This is a genomic window from [Clostridium] hylemonae DSM 15053, from assembly GCF_008281175.1.
In the GTDB taxonomy this organism is placed as follows: Bacteria; Bacillota; Clostridia; order Lachnospirales; family Lachnospiraceae; genus Extibacter; species Extibacter hylemonae.
Map to the genome: position 1 here is coordinate 2,758,502 of NZ_CP036524.1, position 18,206 is coordinate 2,776,707.

The 18,206-nt window shown below is 50.1% G+C and carries 14 protein-coding genes and 1 other RNA gene; 4 read left to right on the forward strand and 11 right to left on the reverse strand.

From position 1 onward, the window contains the following. The first annotated feature begins 157 nt into the window (after positions 1-157). On the forward strand, positions 158-1,618 hold the full coding sequence (locus LAJLEIBI_RS12870) for a GntR family transcriptional regulator (RefSeq protein WP_006442528.1): 1,461 nt from the start codon (positions 158-160) through the stop codon (positions 1,616-1,618). Positions 1,619-1,684: 66 nt separating this feature from the next. Here LAJLEIBI_RS12870 and LAJLEIBI_RS12875 read toward each other — a convergent pair whose 3' ends face one another. From LAJLEIBI_RS12875 to LAJLEIBI_RS12915, 9 genes are all read right to left on the reverse strand, one after another. Then, a complete protein-coding gene (locus tag LAJLEIBI_RS12875; protein WP_006442529.1) occupies positions 1,685-3,100 on the reverse strand; it encodes a SpoIID/LytB domain-containing protein in 1,416 nt (471 codons plus the stop codon). 48 nt (positions 3,101-3,148) lie between these two features. Then, positions 3,149-3,330, reverse strand: a non-coding RNA gene (gene ssrS, locus LAJLEIBI_RS12880) — 6S RNA. Positions 3,331-3,422: 92 nt separating this feature from the next. After that, a complete protein-coding gene (locus LAJLEIBI_RS12885; protein ID WP_006442530.1) occupies positions 3,423-5,114 on the reverse strand; it encodes a phosphoenolpyruvate carboxykinase (ATP) in 1,692 nt (563 codons plus the stop codon). Positions 5,115-5,306: 192 nt separating this feature from the next. Then, the gene (locus LAJLEIBI_RS12890; RefSeq protein WP_006442532.1) at positions 5,307-5,651 is read right to left on the reverse strand and encodes a hypothetical protein; all 345 of its coding nucleotides are present in this window, start codon (positions 5,649-5,651) and stop codon (positions 5,307-5,309) included. A 14-nt stretch (positions 5,652-5,665) separates the two neighbouring features. Beyond that, positions 5,666-7,156 carry a threonine synthase gene (gene thrC / locus LAJLEIBI_RS12895; RefSeq protein WP_040434844.1) on the reverse strand — a complete coding sequence of 497 codons (1,491 nt, stop codon included), beginning with the start codon at positions 7,154-7,156 and terminating at the stop codon, positions 5,666-5,668. A gap of 13 nt (positions 7,157-7,169) precedes the next feature. Continuing rightward, complete coding sequence (locus LAJLEIBI_RS12900; RefSeq protein WP_006442534.1) at positions 7,170-8,444, reverse strand: Na+/H+ antiporter NhaC family protein; 1,275 nt, start codon at positions 8,442-8,444, stop codon at positions 7,170-7,172. A gap of 15 nt (positions 8,445-8,459) precedes the next feature. Then, the gene (gene leuD, locus LAJLEIBI_RS12905) at positions 8,460-8,951 is read right to left on the reverse strand and encodes a 3-isopropylmalate dehydratase small subunit (protein WP_006442535.1); all 492 of its coding nucleotides are present in this window, start codon (positions 8,949-8,951) and stop codon (positions 8,460-8,462) included. Beyond that, positions 8,951-10,225, reverse strand: a complete 1,275-nt coding sequence (gene leuC, locus LAJLEIBI_RS12910) for a 3-isopropylmalate dehydratase large subunit (RefSeq protein WP_040434846.1) — start codon at positions 10,223-10,225, stop codon at positions 8,951-8,953. The genes leuD and leuC overlap by 1 nt, the downstream gene beginning before the upstream one ends. A 21-nt stretch (positions 10,226-10,246) precedes the next feature. Beyond that, entirely contained in the window at positions 10,247-11,773 is a 1,527-nt protein-coding gene (locus LAJLEIBI_RS12915; protein ID WP_040434848.1) for an isopeptide-forming domain-containing fimbrial protein, read from the reverse strand. Positions 11,774-12,025: 252 nt separating this feature from the next. Between LAJLEIBI_RS12915 and LAJLEIBI_RS12920 the strand changes: the two genes are divergently transcribed. After that, positions 12,026-13,492, forward strand: a complete 1,467-nt coding sequence (locus tag LAJLEIBI_RS12920; RefSeq protein WP_006442538.1) for a sodium-dependent transporter — start codon at positions 12,026-12,028, stop codon at positions 13,490-13,492. A 65-nt stretch (positions 13,493-13,557) separates the two neighbouring features. Here LAJLEIBI_RS12920 and LAJLEIBI_RS12925 read toward each other — a convergent pair whose 3' ends face one another. Continuing rightward, positions 13,558-14,364 carry a putative ABC transporter permease gene (locus LAJLEIBI_RS12925; RefSeq protein WP_040434850.1) on the reverse strand — a complete coding sequence of 269 codons (807 nt, stop codon included), beginning with the start codon at positions 14,362-14,364 and terminating at the stop codon, positions 13,558-13,560. A 134-nt stretch (positions 14,365-14,498) separates the two neighbouring features. Here LAJLEIBI_RS12925 and LAJLEIBI_RS12930 point away from each other — a divergent pair, with 134 nt between their 5' ends. Together LAJLEIBI_RS12930 and feoB are read left to right on the forward strand one after the other, a co-directional pair. After that, on the forward strand, positions 14,499-14,729 hold the full coding sequence (locus LAJLEIBI_RS12930; RefSeq protein WP_006442540.1) for a FeoA family protein: 231 nt from the start codon (positions 14,499-14,501) through the stop codon (positions 14,727-14,729). Next, the gene (feoB, locus tag LAJLEIBI_RS12935; RefSeq protein ID WP_006442541.1) at positions 14,726-16,768 is read left to right on the forward strand and encodes a ferrous iron transport protein B; all 2,043 of its coding nucleotides are present in this window, start codon (positions 14,726-14,728) and stop codon (positions 16,766-16,768) included. Before LAJLEIBI_RS12930 ends, feoB begins: the two co-directional genes overlap by 4 nt. Before the next feature lie 60 nt (positions 16,769-16,828). Here the strand turns inward: feoB and LAJLEIBI_RS12940 are convergent, their stop codons facing one another. After that, entirely contained in the window at positions 16,829-18,196 is a 1,368-nt protein-coding gene (locus LAJLEIBI_RS12940; RefSeq protein WP_006442542.1) for an aldehyde dehydrogenase, read from the reverse strand. Positions 18,197-18,206: the final 10 nt, after the last annotated feature.

Genomic DNA, 18,206 nt, shown 5'->3' on the forward strand with positions numbered 1-18,206 from the left:
TACTACGCATACTGTCCACTCCTTAACTCTAAAAAAATGATATCACTGATCAGACAGCACGACAATAATTAATCTGTGTACGTATGCATATAGTTCCTTGCCATTTTTTATATCCTTTTGTATAATTATCTAAATCCGGCGCAGGGAGGTAAGCGTGATGAATGTGAAGAAGACTTTAGCAGAACATGTCTACGGGGAACTGAAGGAGCAGATCGTGAGCGGACGTCTGAAATATGGAGACAGACTCCCGTCCATGAACAGTCTGTGCGTTTTTTACAATGTAGGGATACGCACGGTAAAAGATGTCATGCGCAGACTGAAGGAAGAAGGTTATATACGCACAGAAGAACGAAAAGCCGCTGCCGTTATTTATAAGGCCGCTCCAGAAGATTCCGGGATCCATTCCGTACTGCAGCGAAAAACTTCCATTCTCGCTGTACATGAAACGATCTATATACTGATTCCTCTGCTGTTGTCGTTTTCCGCCAGTCTCTTTGATGAAGAAGAATTGAGGCAGATGACGCGCCGCATCACGACATTGAGGCGGAGACATCCAAAAGCTTCGGAACAGGCCTGCCGGAACTGCATCTACACTATGCTGGAACGCTCACACAATCTGCTGTTCCGAGATCTGTTCTCCAGCCTGGAGACGTACGCCAGGCTGCCCTTCTTCCAGGATCACGGCCGCTTTCTGGAACTTGTACAGGAATATAATGAATTTGACAGTACCGCCTGGGTGATGGACTCTATACCTTCCAGAGATGCCCATGAAATAACCCGCCGCTTCCGGCTTATGTTCAAGGCTGTATCCTCGGCCATCCGCCGTTATCTCGATGAGATGCACATCCGATACGGTGATGTTTTGGAGGAGACATCTGTTGAATACGCGTGGGCAGCAGAACGAGGACGGGACCATTACTATACACAGATAGTCCGGGACTTAATTAATAAGATAGGTACCGGATTTTATAAAGAAGGTGCTTTTCTGCCGTCTGAGGCAGCCCTGGCCCGTCAGTACAAGGTGAGTGTCTCCACTGTGCGCAGAGCACTGTCCATGCTCGGTGAACTCGGCTTCTCGAAGACATTAAACGGCAAGGGTACCGTCGTATTTCTCCAGAGTGACAGCTCAACTTTTCAATGTATGAAAAACAAAACATACAGAAGAGATACCATGTTATATCTGAGCGGTGTACAGCTTATGGCCATTGCTGTCCATCCGGCAGCCCTTCTCGCATTTGACCACATCGACAGACAGACGATACAAAAGCTCCGGCAGCGTACTTCCCGGACCGGCTCCATACCACTAGCGGACCTCACACGCTGCGTCATAGACAACCAGACGCTCAAGCCGATGAAGACCATTCTGCAGGAGCTGGAGAAACTCATGAACTGGGGCTATTACTTCTCCTTCTTCAGCGAAGGACCTTCACATGCCGATCTGCTTACGAAATACAGTCTGACAGCGCTGGAGCATCTGGCCGGCGGCAGGAAAGACGCGTTTGCCTCCTCGCTGTCCGAATGTTACTGCCATATCCTCTCTTTTGTCCGGGATTTCATGTCACGATGCGGGCTGCCCGAAGCCGCCGGCCTCCTTACCCCCGGCATTGTCAGCATATGACGGCGCTTAACTGATAAAGGGTGCGTTTCCTGCTCTGAACAGGAAACGCACCCTTGTTGTCTCTGTTTATTCTATCGTGACATCATGGAAAAAGAGCGTGAGGATCTCTTTGTAGTCTTTCCCCTGTTTTGCCATCTCGTTTGCGCCGTTCTGGCTCATTCCGATGCCGTGGCCGTATCCTCCGCCCTTTATGACAAATGCGTCTGACGTCTTTTCGACCGTAAAGAAGGCGCTCGGCAGCAGCGCGCTGCTGTCTATGACCGTGCCGTCCTGCTTCGTTATCTGGTAGCCCTTTCCTCCCAGCGCCCTTCTGATCTTATTTTCCGTCTCTACGGTCACACTTCCGCTGCTGCCTGTCGCTTTTATCTGCAGCGCCACATCACCCGGCCCTTTTTTTGTCACCTCCACACTGGACAATGTCCCCACGTCCGTGCCGGTATTGAGCCCAACGAGATCGGACAGTGTCTGGATGGGAACTGACGCCTCCCATCTGTACCACGGAAGCCCTTTTTCGTAATCCGCTTTTCCGTCCGACACATTTACACTCTGCAGGTATCCGTTGCTGTCGTTCGGCGCTGTACCCCAGGCTTCCATGGATGTCGTCTTACCGCAGGAGGTGGAATAATAATATGTAGTAACGACTTCTCCCTGATATCGGACGACCTGGCCGGCGGTCTCAGCCACGGCCTTTGATGTCGATTCCTGTTCCTTGGAATTGCCGTACACCTGGTAGTCTGTACTGTCATTTACATGCGCTTCATACTCCGGATATCCGTAGTCTGCCATCTGGCGGTAGGCATAACTTCTGGCGCAGACCGCCTGCACCTTCAGCGCCTCCAGTTCATACGAAGCCGGCATCTCACTCGGCACCACGCCGCACAGGTACGTCTCCACAGGCAGTTCATTTATGATGACAATCCCCTCAGCGGTAGTGCGCAGTTCGATCACACCGCTGTAGGAGGGAGTGCCGTAACCTCTTTTGATGCTTGACAGCGTGACCTTTCCCTCCTTTGCCTGTATACGTATAGTTCCTTTCTGAAATCTGGCGTCATCCGGCGCTATCGTAAGACTGTCCGGCTTATCCCAGTCTTCCTTTTCCTCTCCGCACGTAAGTGTCATCCCTTTGTCAGACGACACCGTCACAGCCGGATGGACAATATTGCTGTATCCGTTATCCATAATAAGGACGCGTATATTCGGATTATCTATGGCCGTTTTTTCTTCGCTTCGGCCGCCCTTTGATTCCTCTGACTTTTTTTCCTTTCCGGGCGTTCCTGTACCTTTTCTTATGTCTGTTCCCTTTAACGCCGACACGAGCCCGACTATAATAAACAAGGTGACGAGAATCGCCAGCCCGTAATACAGATATTTTTCTTTTCTTCTATGTCTCACATTATGTACCTCTTGTCCACCTGTTTTTTCTATATTTATGACAGCATCCGTAAAATAGACCGGAATGCAGAAAAAAATGAATTCCCCCATATCACAAAAAGACAGCCGTATTATCTACGACTGCCCTTTATCTTTTGTGAGTTCCCCAAAATGCCGGTTCCTGTATTTTGACTCCTAGCCGCAGCCAGGTGGGTGTCCGCATCTGTTTTTCTGTCTTCCCCTGCGTAATCGGGGGCCTGACATATTTCAGAGATATAAGAGTCCCGTTTAAAGTTTTGTAGGTTCAAAATTACAGGAGTTGTCGTGCATCCCAGGTTTTCCTAAAATCATTATACTCTATTATCTCTCGTTTTTCAACAAAAATGTGCCGGCTGTGACAGCTGGCACATTTTTACAATTTTATGAGGATTGATTAAGCCAGTTCTTCTACCAGTTTATTGAGTGCTGCAAGCGCCTCGTCCGGCAGTTTATCATAACCGTCTTTTGCTGTTGAGAACTTCTCTACTGCATTTACACGGTTGAGCATAGCGTTCTTAAGCTGGGCTTTGTAGTCTGCGTCATTCAGGTCAGGAACAAATCCTTCCCACTCCATGATCTCGATATCTTCAAATGGTCCCCACTGTTTAAAGTCTGCTCTTCTCTCTACGATAGCTTCGAGAATTCCAAGCGTATCCTTTGGCTGAACCTTCTTGCCCATGAAATCGCCTGTATTGACGATATAGCAGTCTACGTCTTTTTCTTCCACGAGCTTTTTGAACTTCTCATAGTCGTTAACAAGAGGATAGGTTCTGAACGGGTTAGCGTATGGCACGATACGCAGTGCGTTCAAGTCTGTGCCTGCCGCAACACGCTCTGCCGTGGATGTCTTTGTCGCAAGTGTCGCACCCATCACAGATGCAAGGGCGGAGCCTTTTAATTTTACTACCGGCGGAATGGTAGGATCCTTCATGATCCAGAAAATGGCATTGACAGGTGCGTCTATCTTGTCCACGCGGTTTGGTGACCACAGCTTGGACTTGATGGCGCGTCCGTTACCGTTTCTGATATCCTCTGTCACAAGCTGGATCTTTCCGTCCTCATCTAATGTCGCAGAACAGTTCTGCGCGGATAATAAGTATTTGTTATCTTCGCAGCCTGTAGGATAATCCGCTGTCTTGTCAAAGTATGTCGGCTCTAACGCTACGGAAGCACATGTATCTGTGTTGATGATGAACGCATCGTCGTGCAGCACTGTGATAGGATACTTACCGTTGTGCTTTGCGTGTGTAAGAGTAGATTTACCGGAACCTGAAAGTCCAAATACGGAAGCAACATATTTGGAACCGTCAGAAAGTGTGTATTCCTTCTGTCCGCCATGGCAGGAAGCGTATCCGTTTCTGTTGGCGATCGCCCACGCCATTGTAAGCGTACCTTTCTTGTGTTCTCCGAAGTATCTCATGCCGAGGATACAAGCACAGTTTTCGGCTGTGTCGAAATAGCAGAGAGTGAGAGGATCGCTCAGACAGCTGTAGTCAACGTCAGGACGGTCCTGCGGGAACCACTGAGGATCGGAGAAAATATAGATATCAGGCTCTTTTCCGTCTCCAACTGCTTTGGAATTTTTGTACATCTTTACATATTCATCAGACATATACTGGAAGTTCAGCATCCAGTTGTACATGATGTTCTCTTCTCCCTCTGGAATAAGAAGGTGTGCCTTTACCATGAACTCTGTATCAAGACCTACATATACGGTCGCGTGATACATCGTCTTCCAGCGTGATTCGTAAACAGCATCCATCGTCACCTTGTCAAGCTTTGCAGCATCCACTCCCGGTTCTCCCTTAATGCGGCGCGCGCCTGCGTAACGTCCTGTCACTGCACCGTCGTTGAACAACAGTACCCTTGCATCGCTGTCAAGACCAAATTCTTCTCCCCTATATACGGGCATATCTGTAACGATTGTTCCCGGTGAATTCTTCGCCAGGTTGTATGCCTCTTTTAATGTGTTAACCGGAACAACATTATTTCCATAAAATGCTGCTTCAATTATAGAGCGTGTTTTGGAAAAACCAGTTTTTCCGGCACCAATTTCACTGATCGGATAATATGCTTTTGTTGCCATGTCTCTTTTCCTCCTTAAAATTCCAAATTTGATTCATTATCTCATTTTTCAGAAGAAAAGTCAAGACTTTAACAATGTTTTAACGAAGGTTTTTTGTTTTTATCATTCATTTATCTCTGAATTGTTGTATGTATTGTGTATATAATTTCAAAAAATGCAGGATTACAAATATAATCCTGCATTTTTCACCCTTTAAACACCAAAATATTTTTTATTGCACTTGCGGACCGCCACAAAAAACCAGATAAGCGCAACCCATACAAGAGCGAACATTATCAAAAATAATATGCCGATACCGCCCATATAAGAATTGTACAGGTCGAGCGCCCCATATGCCGTTACGATAATGCCCAGCGTCAGAAGCGGAGCGGACATCTCCCTGCAGTAGGCGTCCACGTCCTTGCATTTTTTGAATCTTGCATCCTTCGGCAGCAAGATCGTCGTATTGATCTCCTTTTTTGTCTTCATCATGAAGAAGGCATACAGACAGTACAATCCGCATCCAAGCCCAAATATTCCAAATATTCCATCTAACATCTGTCACACCTCTACTATTGTATATTTAATATCTCTTTTACAGTAACTTCCATCTTATCCGCATCACACTCCGTTCGGTGGAGCACGTCCGCATCCAGGATATCCGCGATGGCGCGGGGCATCTCCACTCCGGAAACCTTTTTAAGCTCCTCCAGAAGGCGGAATTCATCTTCCTCCCCATATTTGCTGTCAATGGAGGTCATAACGCTTTTTACGAACTTGAACGGGCTGGCCGTCGAGACGATGAGACATTTGCCGCTGTCCCCGGAGGTCTTCCTGTATTCATCACACACGTATGATGCCACAGCCGTATGCGTATCCAGTACATACCCGGTTCCGTCCCAGATATGTCTGATCTGCCTGGACGTCTGCTCCTGCGTTGCGTATCCGGCTTTGAAGTCTTTCAGCTTCTCCTTCATCTCCTCTGTCAGCGTATAACTTCCCCCGCTTTTCAGCTCGCTCATGAATGCGGCCGTCTGTTCGGAATCTTCTCCTGTAACAAGGTAGATAAGGCGCTCCAGATTGCTGGAGATCAAAATATCCATGGACGGGGAGGTGGTGAGCACAAAGTCTCTGTTTCTGTCATATGTTCCCGTCCGGAAAAAGTCAAACAGCACCTTATTTTCATTGGAAGCACACACAAGATGGTCGATCGGCACTCCCATCTGCCTGGCGTAATATGCGGCCAGTATATTTCCGAAATTGCCTGTCGGGACGACTACGTTGATCTTCTCTCCTTCAGACAGCTCCTCACCCTCAAGCAGCTTTGCATACGCGTAAACATAATAGACGACCTGGGGGATCAGACGGCCGATATTGATCGAATTGGCGGAGGAAAACTGATATCCGTTTTCGGCAAGCTTTCCGGCAAGCTCTTCGTTCTCAAACATTTCTTTGACACCGCTTTGGGCATTGTCAAAGTTACCGTGTATTGCGACTACATCTACATTCTTCCCCTTCTGCGTGACCATCTGCAGCTCCTGCACCCTGCTCACGCCGTTCTTCGGGTAAAACACAATGATCCTCGTACCTTCCACATCCGCGAATCCTGCCATGGCCGCTTTTCCGGTATCTCCGGAAGTCGCCGCCAGTATGACGATCTCATTCTCCACATTGTTTTTCTTCGCAGCGGTCGTCATGAGATACGGAAGGATAGACAGAGCCATATCCTTAAAGGCTATCGTTGAGCCGTGGAACAGTTCCAGGTAATATGTATCATCAACCTTTGTAAGCGGGGCGATCTCCTCTGTGTCAAACTTGCTGTCATACGCCCTGCCGATGCAGTCTTTCAGCTCTTCCTCCGTAAAATCAGTCAGAAACAGCTTCATCACCTCATAGGCAGTCTCCTGATAGCTCATATCCTTCAGCTTATCCATCGGAATATCAAGCGCCGGGATCCGCTCCGGCACAAACAGTCCGCCGTCCGGCGCAAGCCCTTTCAGCACTGCCTCAGACGCGGCCGCCTTCAAGTTGGAATTTCTTGTGCTCTTATAATGTAGATTCATCTTTCTCATCCTTTCACTTTGCTTTCCTGAATGCAATAAAAAGAATTGCACTGATTGCCATCAATATCGGATAAAACAAATATGGCATTATGTTAAATGGTGTCAGTCCCGTAAGGCTGGCCGCGGAGAGCAGCTGTGCCCCGTAAGGGATCAGTCCCTGCCCCACGGATGTGAATATATCGAGCAGAGACGCGGAACGTCTCGGTGATATATCAAATTCTTCACTGATATCTTTTGCGATAGGACCTGCCATAACGATGGCGACCGTATTGTTGGCCGTGCACATGTCGACAAGCAGAGAAAGCCCCGCGATTCCCGCCTCGCCTCCGCGCTGCCCCTTTATACTGCGCCTGATCAGGTTCAGGATGAACTGGATGCCGCCGTACTCTTTCACAAGTGACACGATACAGGCCACCACGATGGATATGACCGTGATATCGTACATGCCTGTCACGCCTTTCCCGACAGCGGAGAACATCTCTCCTGCGGCAAGGCTTCCGGTGCCGACACCGACAACAAGGGATACGACCGTTCCCCCAATGAGCACGACAAACACGTTCATGCCGATGAGCGCCCCCACAAGCACGAGGATATACGGAATGACACGGAGGATATTATAACCTCCCACAGCCACACTGGCGCTTCCGTTCCTTGTGATCACCAGAAAGATAATGATCGTGATAATTGCGGCCGGCAGTACGATGAGAAAGTTCTCCCTGAACTTGTCCTTCATCTCGCATCCCTGCGTCTTTACCGCAGCGATCGTCGTATCCGATATCATGGACAGATTGTCCCCGAACATGGCTCCGCACACAACCGCTCCGATACAGATCGCCAGGGAGAATCCTGTCTCCTCGCTGATACCTGCTGCGATCGGCGCAAGCGCGGCGATCGTTCCCATGGAAGTCCCCATGGATACAGAGATAAAACATCCGATCACGAACAGTCCTACCACTGCAATCTTGGCGGGCAGAATGGACAGGCCGAAACTGACCGTACTCTCCACTCCCCCGGCGGCCGTCACAGCGCCGGAAAATCCTCCGGCGCACAGGAAGATAAGGCTCATGGTAATGATATTCTCATCCCCCACCCCTTTGGCTATAACACTTATCTTCTCCTGAAAGCTCAGGCCTCTGTTCTGTATAAATGCTGCAAACAGCGCTATCAAAAATGCCACAATGGCGGGCATCGCATAAAAATCCCCTGTCACGATGCCGGAGCCAAGGAATATCACGAGAAATATTCCTATCGGCAGCAGCGCCGCCCCATTTCCTCTCTCATTTCCCATACCAGACTATCCTCACTATCTCTTTTTACCGTTTGTATAATTCACAAGCCCCCCGGCCGCGATAAGCTTCTGCATAAATTCCGGGAACGGCTGTCCCTGAAAGCTTTTGTCCTTCGTCTTGTTGTAGATCATTCCGCTGTCAAAATCAACTTCCACTTCATCGCCGGCCTCAATTCCCTGTGCAGCTTCCGGACATTCGATGATAGGCAGCCCGATATTGATCGCATTTCTATAGAAGATACGGGCAAATGTCTCCGCGATCACGCAGCTGACGCCGGCCTCTTTCAGACAGAGCGGCGCATGTTCTCTTGACGAGCCGCAGCCGAAATTCTTTCTGGCCACGATCATGTCACCTGGCTTAACTTTACCCGCGAATTCCGGATCGATATCTACCATGGCATGGGACGCCAGCTCTTTCCCGTCAAAGGAGTTCAGATACCGTGCCGGGATGATCACATCTGTGTCTACATTGTCCCCATATTTAAATACATGTCCTGACGCTCTCATTATCTGTCACCTGCTTTCTCTGGATTTGCAATATGACCCGCGATGGCGCTTGCCGCCGCCACTTCCGGGGATGCAAGGTAAATAAGGGAATCTACATGTCCCATTCTGCCGACAAAGTTCCGGTTTGTGGTGGAAACGCATTTTTCCCCTGCCGCGAGCACACCCATGTGCCCGCCCATGCACGGACCGCAGCTCGGTGTATTGAACGCGCAGCCGGCGTCAATAAAGATATCCACCAGCCCTTCGCTGATACACTGCTTATAGATCTTCTGCGTGGCAGGAATTATCATGGCGCGTACATCCGGATGCACTTTATGTCCCTTCAGCACAGCCGCCGCTCTTCTCATGTCTTCCATACGGCCGTTCGTACAGGAACCGATAACGACCTGGTCGATCCTGACCGGCTCCATAGCCTCGATCTCATCGATCGTCTTTGCGTTGCCCGGAAGATGAGGGAACGCCACCGTAGGACGTACTTTGGAGAGATCGATCTCCACCACCTCATCGTAGACGGCGTCCTCATCCGCCTCATATATCGTGTAGCTCTTGTCAGAGTGTTCCTTCATATATGTCTCAGCCTGTTCGTCAACGATAAAGATCCCGTTTTTCGCCCCGGCCTCGATCGCCATGTTCGCCATGGTAAAACGGTCGTCCATCGAAAGGTTCGAGATGCCTTTGCCCGTGAATTCCATGGACTTATAAAGCGCGCCGTCCACGCCGATCTTTCCGATAATATGTATGATGATATCTTTGCCGCTCACATACCGTGACGGCTTATTGCTCAGCACGAACTTTATGGCGGAAGGAACTTTAAACCACAACTCTCCGGTCGCCATTCCGGTCGCTATGTCTGTCGTGCCCACACCGGTGGAAAATGCTCCGAGCGCCCCGTATGTACATGTGTGCGAGTCCGCGCCGATGATGCATTCCCCCGCTACAGTGATACCTTTCTCCGGCAGCAGCGCGTGTTCGATCCCCATCTGCCCCACCTCATAATAATGTGTCAGCCCCTGGGCTCTGGCAAATTCGCGGATCGATTTGGAATTCTCCGCAGATTTGATATCTTTGTTCGGAGTAAAATGGTCCGGAACAAGGACCACCTTTTCCCTGTCGAATACTTTATCCGCCATCTGGTTAAATACAGGCACCGCCATGGGGCCTGTGATATCATTGGCCATAACTACGTCAAGCTTTGCCTCGATCAGCTGTCCCGCCTCCACATGGTCAAGTCCCGCATGTGCCGCAAGAATCTTCTGTGTCATCGTCATTCCCATATCTTGTGACGCCTCCTTCATCTACTTAGTCTTACGAGCTATTTTACCACAGGCTGTGATTGCGGCGCAAGAAAGAATGAGCAATATGATAAGAACCATCAAACTTTCTTCATCTCCCGTCTTCACGGCCTCTGCTTTTACCGTAACTTTCGGCGCAGGCTTCTCTTCTGGCTGCTCCGGCTCCTTTTTCACCTCTTCCGGTATTTCTTTTGGCTCCTCCTGCGGCTCTTTTGGTTCTTCAGGCTCTTCCACTGTGACAGTCTCTCTGTCTTTCACTTCATCGGCATTGTCCGCCCTCACAACGACTTCATTTTCAATCTCCCTTCCGATAACAGACGCATCGGTGATGACGACCTGGTATTCAACATAGAACTTCTCTCCTTTTTCTACGCTCTGTAAGAATTCCAGCGACTGGCCGGAGCGGATCGTATATGTGTTTCCTTCCGCCGAGATGACGGCATCCGGGACCGTGCGCTGTCCGGCATCCAGCAGGACGACAGAATTCTTCTGAAGCTTCACTCCTTCCGTCAGGATCGTATCTGAAATGACGACATTTTTGGCGACTGCGTCCTGTATGCGCTGTGTGACCTCGATCGTATATGTGATAACATCCCCCAGTTTATATGTCTTTCCGGTTTTATCCGCCTGTTTCTTTGTCTCAAGCTCCGGCTTCGGAAGCCATGATACCGCCAGAGAGGCGGGCGCAGTTCCCACTGTGACGAGCCTGCCTGCACCGATATTCTGTCCGCTTTCCCCCGGCTTTATGACAAGCGTCCGCCATGCCTGCCGGCGGCTGCCGTACAGCTCTCCCGATTCATACCGCTCCCCGTTAAACAGCCCGGCATCCGCCGACAGATAAAAACGGTCGCCGCCTGACACAGCCACATTTCCGGACGTTCTTGTCCCTTTTGTGACATTGACAAGCCACACCCCCTCCGGAAGCGGCACGGTCATACTGTTGTCCGCGTCGCCGACACAGGTTATCTCATCTGTCCGCTGCTGCTTTCCTTCTCTGTCAAACCAGCTCTGAAACTCTGTGCCGGAGAATGCGATATCCGGCTTCGGGATCGCCGGCCATTCTCTGATCCATGAGGCACACCGGACAACCTGATCCTTCATCTCTTCGTTCAGGCCGATAAATGCGTCGCTGTCCCCGCTCATACCGTCATAAATATAGGAAAGTACACAGTGGGACAGGCAGTAGGCATTTTCCTTTGTCTGCCACACCTGCGCAAGCGCGGGCTTCATATGTGTCTCATACCCCGGCCCTCCGTACACATAATACATGGCCTTGCTCAGAAGCTGGCTGTTATCGATGACCTGTGAGTCATAACTGCCGTCGGACGGCGGTACCTTGCCAGGTTCCAGGCAGTATCCGAGAACGCCGTCTATATAATAATAGTGAGTCGAGTATCCCTGATAATAAACTGCCTCCCCCTGTTCAAGAGTCACGGACGCCGCCCGCGCCTCTCCCTTCAGGATAAGACAAAAAAGCAGCAAAAATAAACCGGACGCAAACAGCCTCCATTGTCTGGCTACATATTTCATACACATTCTCCTTTTCTTTATCTCTTGAGGAAAATCAGGGATGAAAGCTCCCGAAACGGGGACGCCCCCTTTAAAGACCAGCAGAACTGCCGGCGATAGAATTACTTGACGAGTGTAAATATCATATCTGCTAATTCTGTTTTTGTCAATATACATTTGACGATTGACACTCTGTTTAGTAGAATAGGAGAAGTATCCTCCGTCTGCTGGCATGGCGGGGGACAGCATGTTATTTTATAAGGAGTGTAGAGAATGAACACAAGAGAAAAATTTTCATCACGGCTCGGTTTTCTGCTTATCAGCGCAGGCTGCGCAGTAGGACTCGGCAACGTATGGCGGTTCCCATATATCACCGGACAGTACGGGGGCGCTGCTTTTGTTCTGATATACCTTGTATTCCTGGTCCTTCTCGGTCTTCCGATCATGACTATGGAATATTCCGTGGGACGGGCGTCACAGAAATCCGCCGCCAGATCTTTTGAAGAACTGGAACCTGAGGGAACAAAATGGCATTTTATCAAGCTCGTCCCTCTCGTCGGCAACTATATGCTGATGATGTTCTACACAACGGTCGGCGGCTGGATGCTTGCCTATTTCTTCAAGACCGCGGCCGGCTCGCTGAGCGGCAAAAATGCACAGCAGATCAATGCTTCCTTTTCCGGCTTTCTGGCAAGTCCTTCGCAGCAGGTTCTCTGGATGCTTGTTGTCACCGTCATCGGATTTTTCATCTGTTCCAGAGGGCTCAGAAATGGAGTGGAGAAGATTTCAAAATACATGATGGGCGCGCTGTTTCTCGTCATGATCGTACTCGTTGTGCACAGCTTCCTGCTCAGCGGCGCAAAGGAAGGGCTTGCCTTCTACCTGATTCCTGATTTCGGCAGGGCGCTGGAGCATTATTCCCTCGGCGAGATCATCTTCGCCGCGCTCGGGCAGGCGTTTTTCACGCTGAGTCTCGGTATCGGGGCGCTGGCTATCTTTGGCAGTTATATCGGAAAAGACCACTCTCTCGTATCGGAGAGTCTTAACGTGGTCGTTCTGGATACGCTCGTCGCGCTGTTCTCGGGACTTATCATCTTTCCCGCATGTTTTACGTATAACATAGACGCGGGCAGCGGACCGGGACTTATATTTGTCACACTTCCGGCCACCTTCAATGAGATGGCCGGAGGAAGGGTCTGGGGCTCTCTGTTCTTCGCCTTTATGGCCTTTGCCGCCCTGACTACGATCATCGCGGTATTTGAAAATATCGTGGCATTTGCCATGGACTTCGGCTGGACCCGAAAGAAGGCAGTTGCCGTAAATGCGGTCGTCGTTATCCTGCTCTCCCTTCCATGCGCGCTCGGTTTCAATCTTTTGAGCGGTTTCCAGCCATTCGGCGCGGGAAGCACTGTTCAGGATCTGGAGGACTTTATCGTCTCCAACACACTGCTGCCGCTCGGCTCACTGCTCTATCTGCTCTTCTGTACATACCGGTACGGATGGGGCTGGAAGAACTACAGTCAGGAAGTAAACAGCGGAAAGGGACTGAAGCTTCCGAATTGGACAAAGGGCTACATCTCTTATGTCCTGCCGCTTATCGTTATCTTCATCCTCGTGGACGGTTATCTGGAAAAGCTCGGCTTTCCGGCCAATTACCTTCTCCCGGTATTCTGTCTTATATATCCGGGTTACCTGATGGTACAGTCCTATATGGTACACCGTAAAAAGAAGAAACTATAAAGCAAACGCAGCCTCTGCCGCACTGCCGGATATGTCCGGCAGCACAGGCATGGCTGCGTTTTTCATTATTTCCTTAATCTCTGCTGGAGTTCTTTCAATATGTCTTTATGCCGCCTCGATTCCATCTTCGGGAACGCCTTTAGCAGACGGTTGCTCACTCTCGTTCCATGTTCTGCCAGCTCCCTGTATTTTTCTTTCAGATCCGCCACACGGCCCATCTGTTCTTCCGTGGCCGTCTCCAGCTTTTCTTTGATCCCTTCCGTAACTTCCATCGTCTCCATCACGTTTTCGTGAATGTTCTCCCCTACCTTGTCGGAAAACTCCCGCAGTTCCGCCGCGATCTTCTCCATCATCTCGAGACGTCTGTTCAGCTTCAGGATACCGGACGCGGTAACATAAATATCTGAAATGAGCACCGCGCCGAGCACGGCGATGATCACAATGCCGACAACTTCCGGGATGAACGAAAGCCCCTTATGTATGAGCGGATGGACTACCTTCACGATGAATACGCAGGCCACGCCCCAGACAAGAGAAAAAACAAGACAGACGTATCCGCCTATGTTCAGCGGCTGGCCGGTATAATCCCACCATTTGTGATGAAATATCTTATCCATCAGAAAGCCGGTGATCCATTCGATCAGTGTGACGAGCACGGTGGACGTAAGATAAAGTAATATGAGGTTGTCCTTTACCGGGGCAAGAAACTGTACGACAATACCGACACCGACGCCGTAGATGGGACAAATGGGGCCGTTTAAGAACCCCCGGTTCACAAACTTATGCTGTTTCGTCGTGGCAAAAGCCACCTCTGTACACCATCCGAGAAAACCGTATGTGAAAAAGTATAGTATGAAAAAATAAATCTGCATAGATCCGCTCCGTTTCTGCCTCTGTTTTATAGTCTTTATAGTATACTTCACATTGCCATTTACGTCAAATAGTGGTATGATATCCATTGTAATAGATAATAATTATCAATAACAATTGTAGGAGCTGTTCACATATGACACTGAAACAAGGAAAAAACAATCAGACTTATGAGGTGAGATCGATCGATATTGAGCTAAGCCTGGAGCGCCGCCTCGAAGCGCTCGGTCTGACGGAAGGTACGCAGATCACGGTGCTCAACAACGACAAAAAAGGCTCTCTGACAGCCAAGTTCCGCGGAACCCGCTTTGCCATGGGCAGGCGGATCGCCGACCATATAGAGATCCGGGAGGTTAAGGCGCAATGAGAAAAACGATCAATGTAGGCTTTATTGGGAATCCAAACTGCGGAAAGACGACCCTGTTCAACGCGTTTACCGGCGCAAACCTGAAGGTGGCCAACTGGCCGGGTGTCACCGTAGAGAAGAAGGAGGGACGGGCCACATACAAAGGGCAGGAATTTAAGCTCATCGACCTTCCCGGTATCTACAGCCTGACGTCATATACAATGGAAGAAACAGTGTCGCGCGAATGTATCATGAGCGACGACGTGGATGTCATCGTGGACGTCATAGACGCCTCCAGTCTGGAACGGAATCTCTACCTCACACTCCAGCTCATCGAGCTTGGCAAACCAGTCGTCCTGGCGCTTAACATGATGGATATTGTGGAAGAGCGGGGGATGGAGATCGACCTCCACAGACTTCCGGAAATGCTCGGCGTCCCGGCCATTCCGGTATCTGCCAGAAAAAAGACCGGGCTGTCCATCCTCATGCACGCCGTCTCACATCACAAAGAATATGACAGGCAGGGACCATTGATCCACCACCATCCCGGCCTCAAATACTCACACCGGCATAACCACCACGACGAATATGCCATGGTGTACGAGGATTACATAGAGGACAAGATAGACCTTATCATAGCTGAGCTCAGCCGGTGCTATCCTGATCTGGAAAACAAGCGCTGGCATGCCATCAAGATCCTCGAGCAGGACAAAGGTGTCACAAACGCCTATCCGCTTGAACTCGGCAATACGGTGGACCGCAGCTATGAAAAGGATATCATCAACCAGAAATATAATTTTATAGAGGAGATCATTGCGGAGGTCCTCGTAAACAAGTCACGCAAAGAAGCTTCTACCGATAAAATAGACCGTATTCTTACGAGCCGGTGGCTCGGGCTTCCGATTTTTCTCGGAATTATGGCCCTTGTCTTTTTCTTTACTTTTACGATCGGGGACTGGCTGAAAGGATACTTTGAGATCGGGCTGGAGGCGCTGTCCGCGGCTGTTTCATCCGGCCTTGCCGCTGTAAATACAGGGGAGATGATGACCTCCCTTGTGGTGGACGGCATTATCTCAGGCGTGGGCGGGATCCTGACCTTTCTGCCCAATATATTTATCCTGTTTCTGGCGCTTGCCTTTCTGGAGGACAGCGGTTATATGGCCCGGGTCGCCTTTGTCATGGACGATATCATGAGTAAACTTGGTCTGTCAGGACGGGCCTTCCTTCCGCTGCTTCTCGGTTTCGGCTGTTCGGTTCCTGCCATCATGGCGTCCCGCGCGCTGGAGCATAAGAGAGACCGGTTCAAGACGATCCTCGTCACGCCGTTTATGTCCTGCAGCGCAAGACTGCCTATATATGTGCTGTTTTCTTCCATGTTTTTTGGAAAGCATGCCATGCTCGTATGCTATTCCATGTATGTGCTCGGCATCATCGTAGCCATCGCCACCGCCTTTATCCTGTCCAGGATAGACGGAAGCAGGGCAGAACACGCGCTGCTCATAGAACTGCCGGAATACAAAGCGCCGAATGCACGTACCATCGCCATCTATGTGTGGGAAAAGATAAAAGATTATCTGACCAAAGCCGGTACCGTCATCTTCATCGCCTCTGTCATCATGTGGGTCATACTGAACTTTGGTCCGGGCGGATACGTGACTGACATCACCGAGAGCTTCGGCTCTATCATCGGAAGGGCGGTGGTACCCGTCTTCCGGCCCGCCGGCCTCGGACAGTGGCAGATCATCGTGGCGCTCATCGCCGGAATCGCCGCCAAGGAAGTCGTCGTGTCAAGCTGCAGCGTACTGTTCGGCATCCAGAACATCACAACCGCCCACGGCATGGGCACAATGGTGACGACACTCGGTTCCATGGGATTCGGCGCCCTGAATGCTTATGCACTCATGGTATTCTGCCTGCTGTACGTACCGTGTACCGCCACCATCGCCACGATGCACCGGGAATTAAAAAGCTGGAAAGGAACCCTTGGAATTGTACTCTTTCAGCTTGTAACAGCGTGGACAATGAGCACAATAATCTTTCAAATCGGCAAATTGTTTTAGAGTTGAAAGGGGTCAGACCCCCTGCGTGCGCAGGGGTCTGACCCCTTTCGATTCTTACGATCATTGTAACTTTTTCAGTATATTCAGTTTATTCTTAAATGGTGCATAACGCACAGGTATGTCTATGAGCAGTGACTTTTTCATAATGCTCTTTTCGTGTGTGAAGGTATCGAAGCTGGCTTTGCCGTGGTAGCCGCCCATACCGCTGTTCCCGACACCGCCGAACGGCATGTGGGACGTCGCCAGATGCACTACCGTGTCATTGATACAGCCTCCGCCGTAGGAGACATTCCTCAAAATATAAGCTTCCCTTCTCTTTTCTTTTGTGAACAGGTATAACGCCAGGGGACGGGGTCTGGCATTGACCATAGCTGCCGCTTCTTTGATATCGTAGAAGGTGAGCACCGGAAGCACAGGCCCGAAGATCTCTTCCTGCATCACCGGACTGTCCCAGTTCACCTGGTCGACGACAGTCGGCTCGATCTGTCTCGTGTCGCTTCTGCTTCCTCCGCCGCATACAATGTGCGTCCCCCGCATAAGTCCGAGCACTCTGTCAAAATGCTTGTCATTGATCATCTTCGGATATTCCGGATTGTGGCACGCGTCTTTGCCGTACATTTTGTAGATATATTTTTCTATCTGCTTCAGCAGTTTGTCTTTCACGCTCTTCTGAACAAGTATATAATCCGGAGCTACACACGTCTGCCCGGAGTTCAGGAATTTTCCCCACACGATACGCTTTGCCGCCAGCTTAATATCCGCGGTCTCATCCACGATGCACGGACTCTTGCCGCCCAGTTCAAGACTTACCGGAGTGAGGTGCTTTGACGCCTTCTCCATCACATATTTCCCCACATTAACGCTTCCCGTGAAGAAAATATAGTCAAAACGCTCATTCAGGAGCGCCTCGTTTTCCTTTCTTCCGCCCGTGATCACACTTACATACTTCTCCGGAAACAGTTCACGGATCATCCTGGCCACAATGTCTGACGTGTGGGGGGAGTAAGCGGAAGGCTTTACTACAGCACAGTTGCCCGCGCAAATGGCGCCGACAAGAGGCGCGACCGTCAGCTGAAACGGATAATTCCATGGAGACATGATCAGCACTGCCCCATAAGGCTCCGGATAAATAAAGGAACTGGACGGGAATTGGGTGAGCGGCGTAGGCACCCGTCTCGGCTTCGCCCAGCGGCGCAGATGCTTCAGCGTGTACTTTATCTCCTCTTTTACGATCCCTATCTCTGTGGCGTAAGCCTCAAAGGGCGATTTGTGCAGATCCTTGTGCAGTGTTTCCATTATCGCCTCTTCATTTTTACATATCCAGGCGTTCATCCGCTGAAGCTGCGCTATCCTGAACCCCACGCTTTTGCACTCGCCTTCCCTGAAATACTCTCTCTGTTTTCTGATAATTTCTTTGTAATCCGTCATTTTCCTCCTC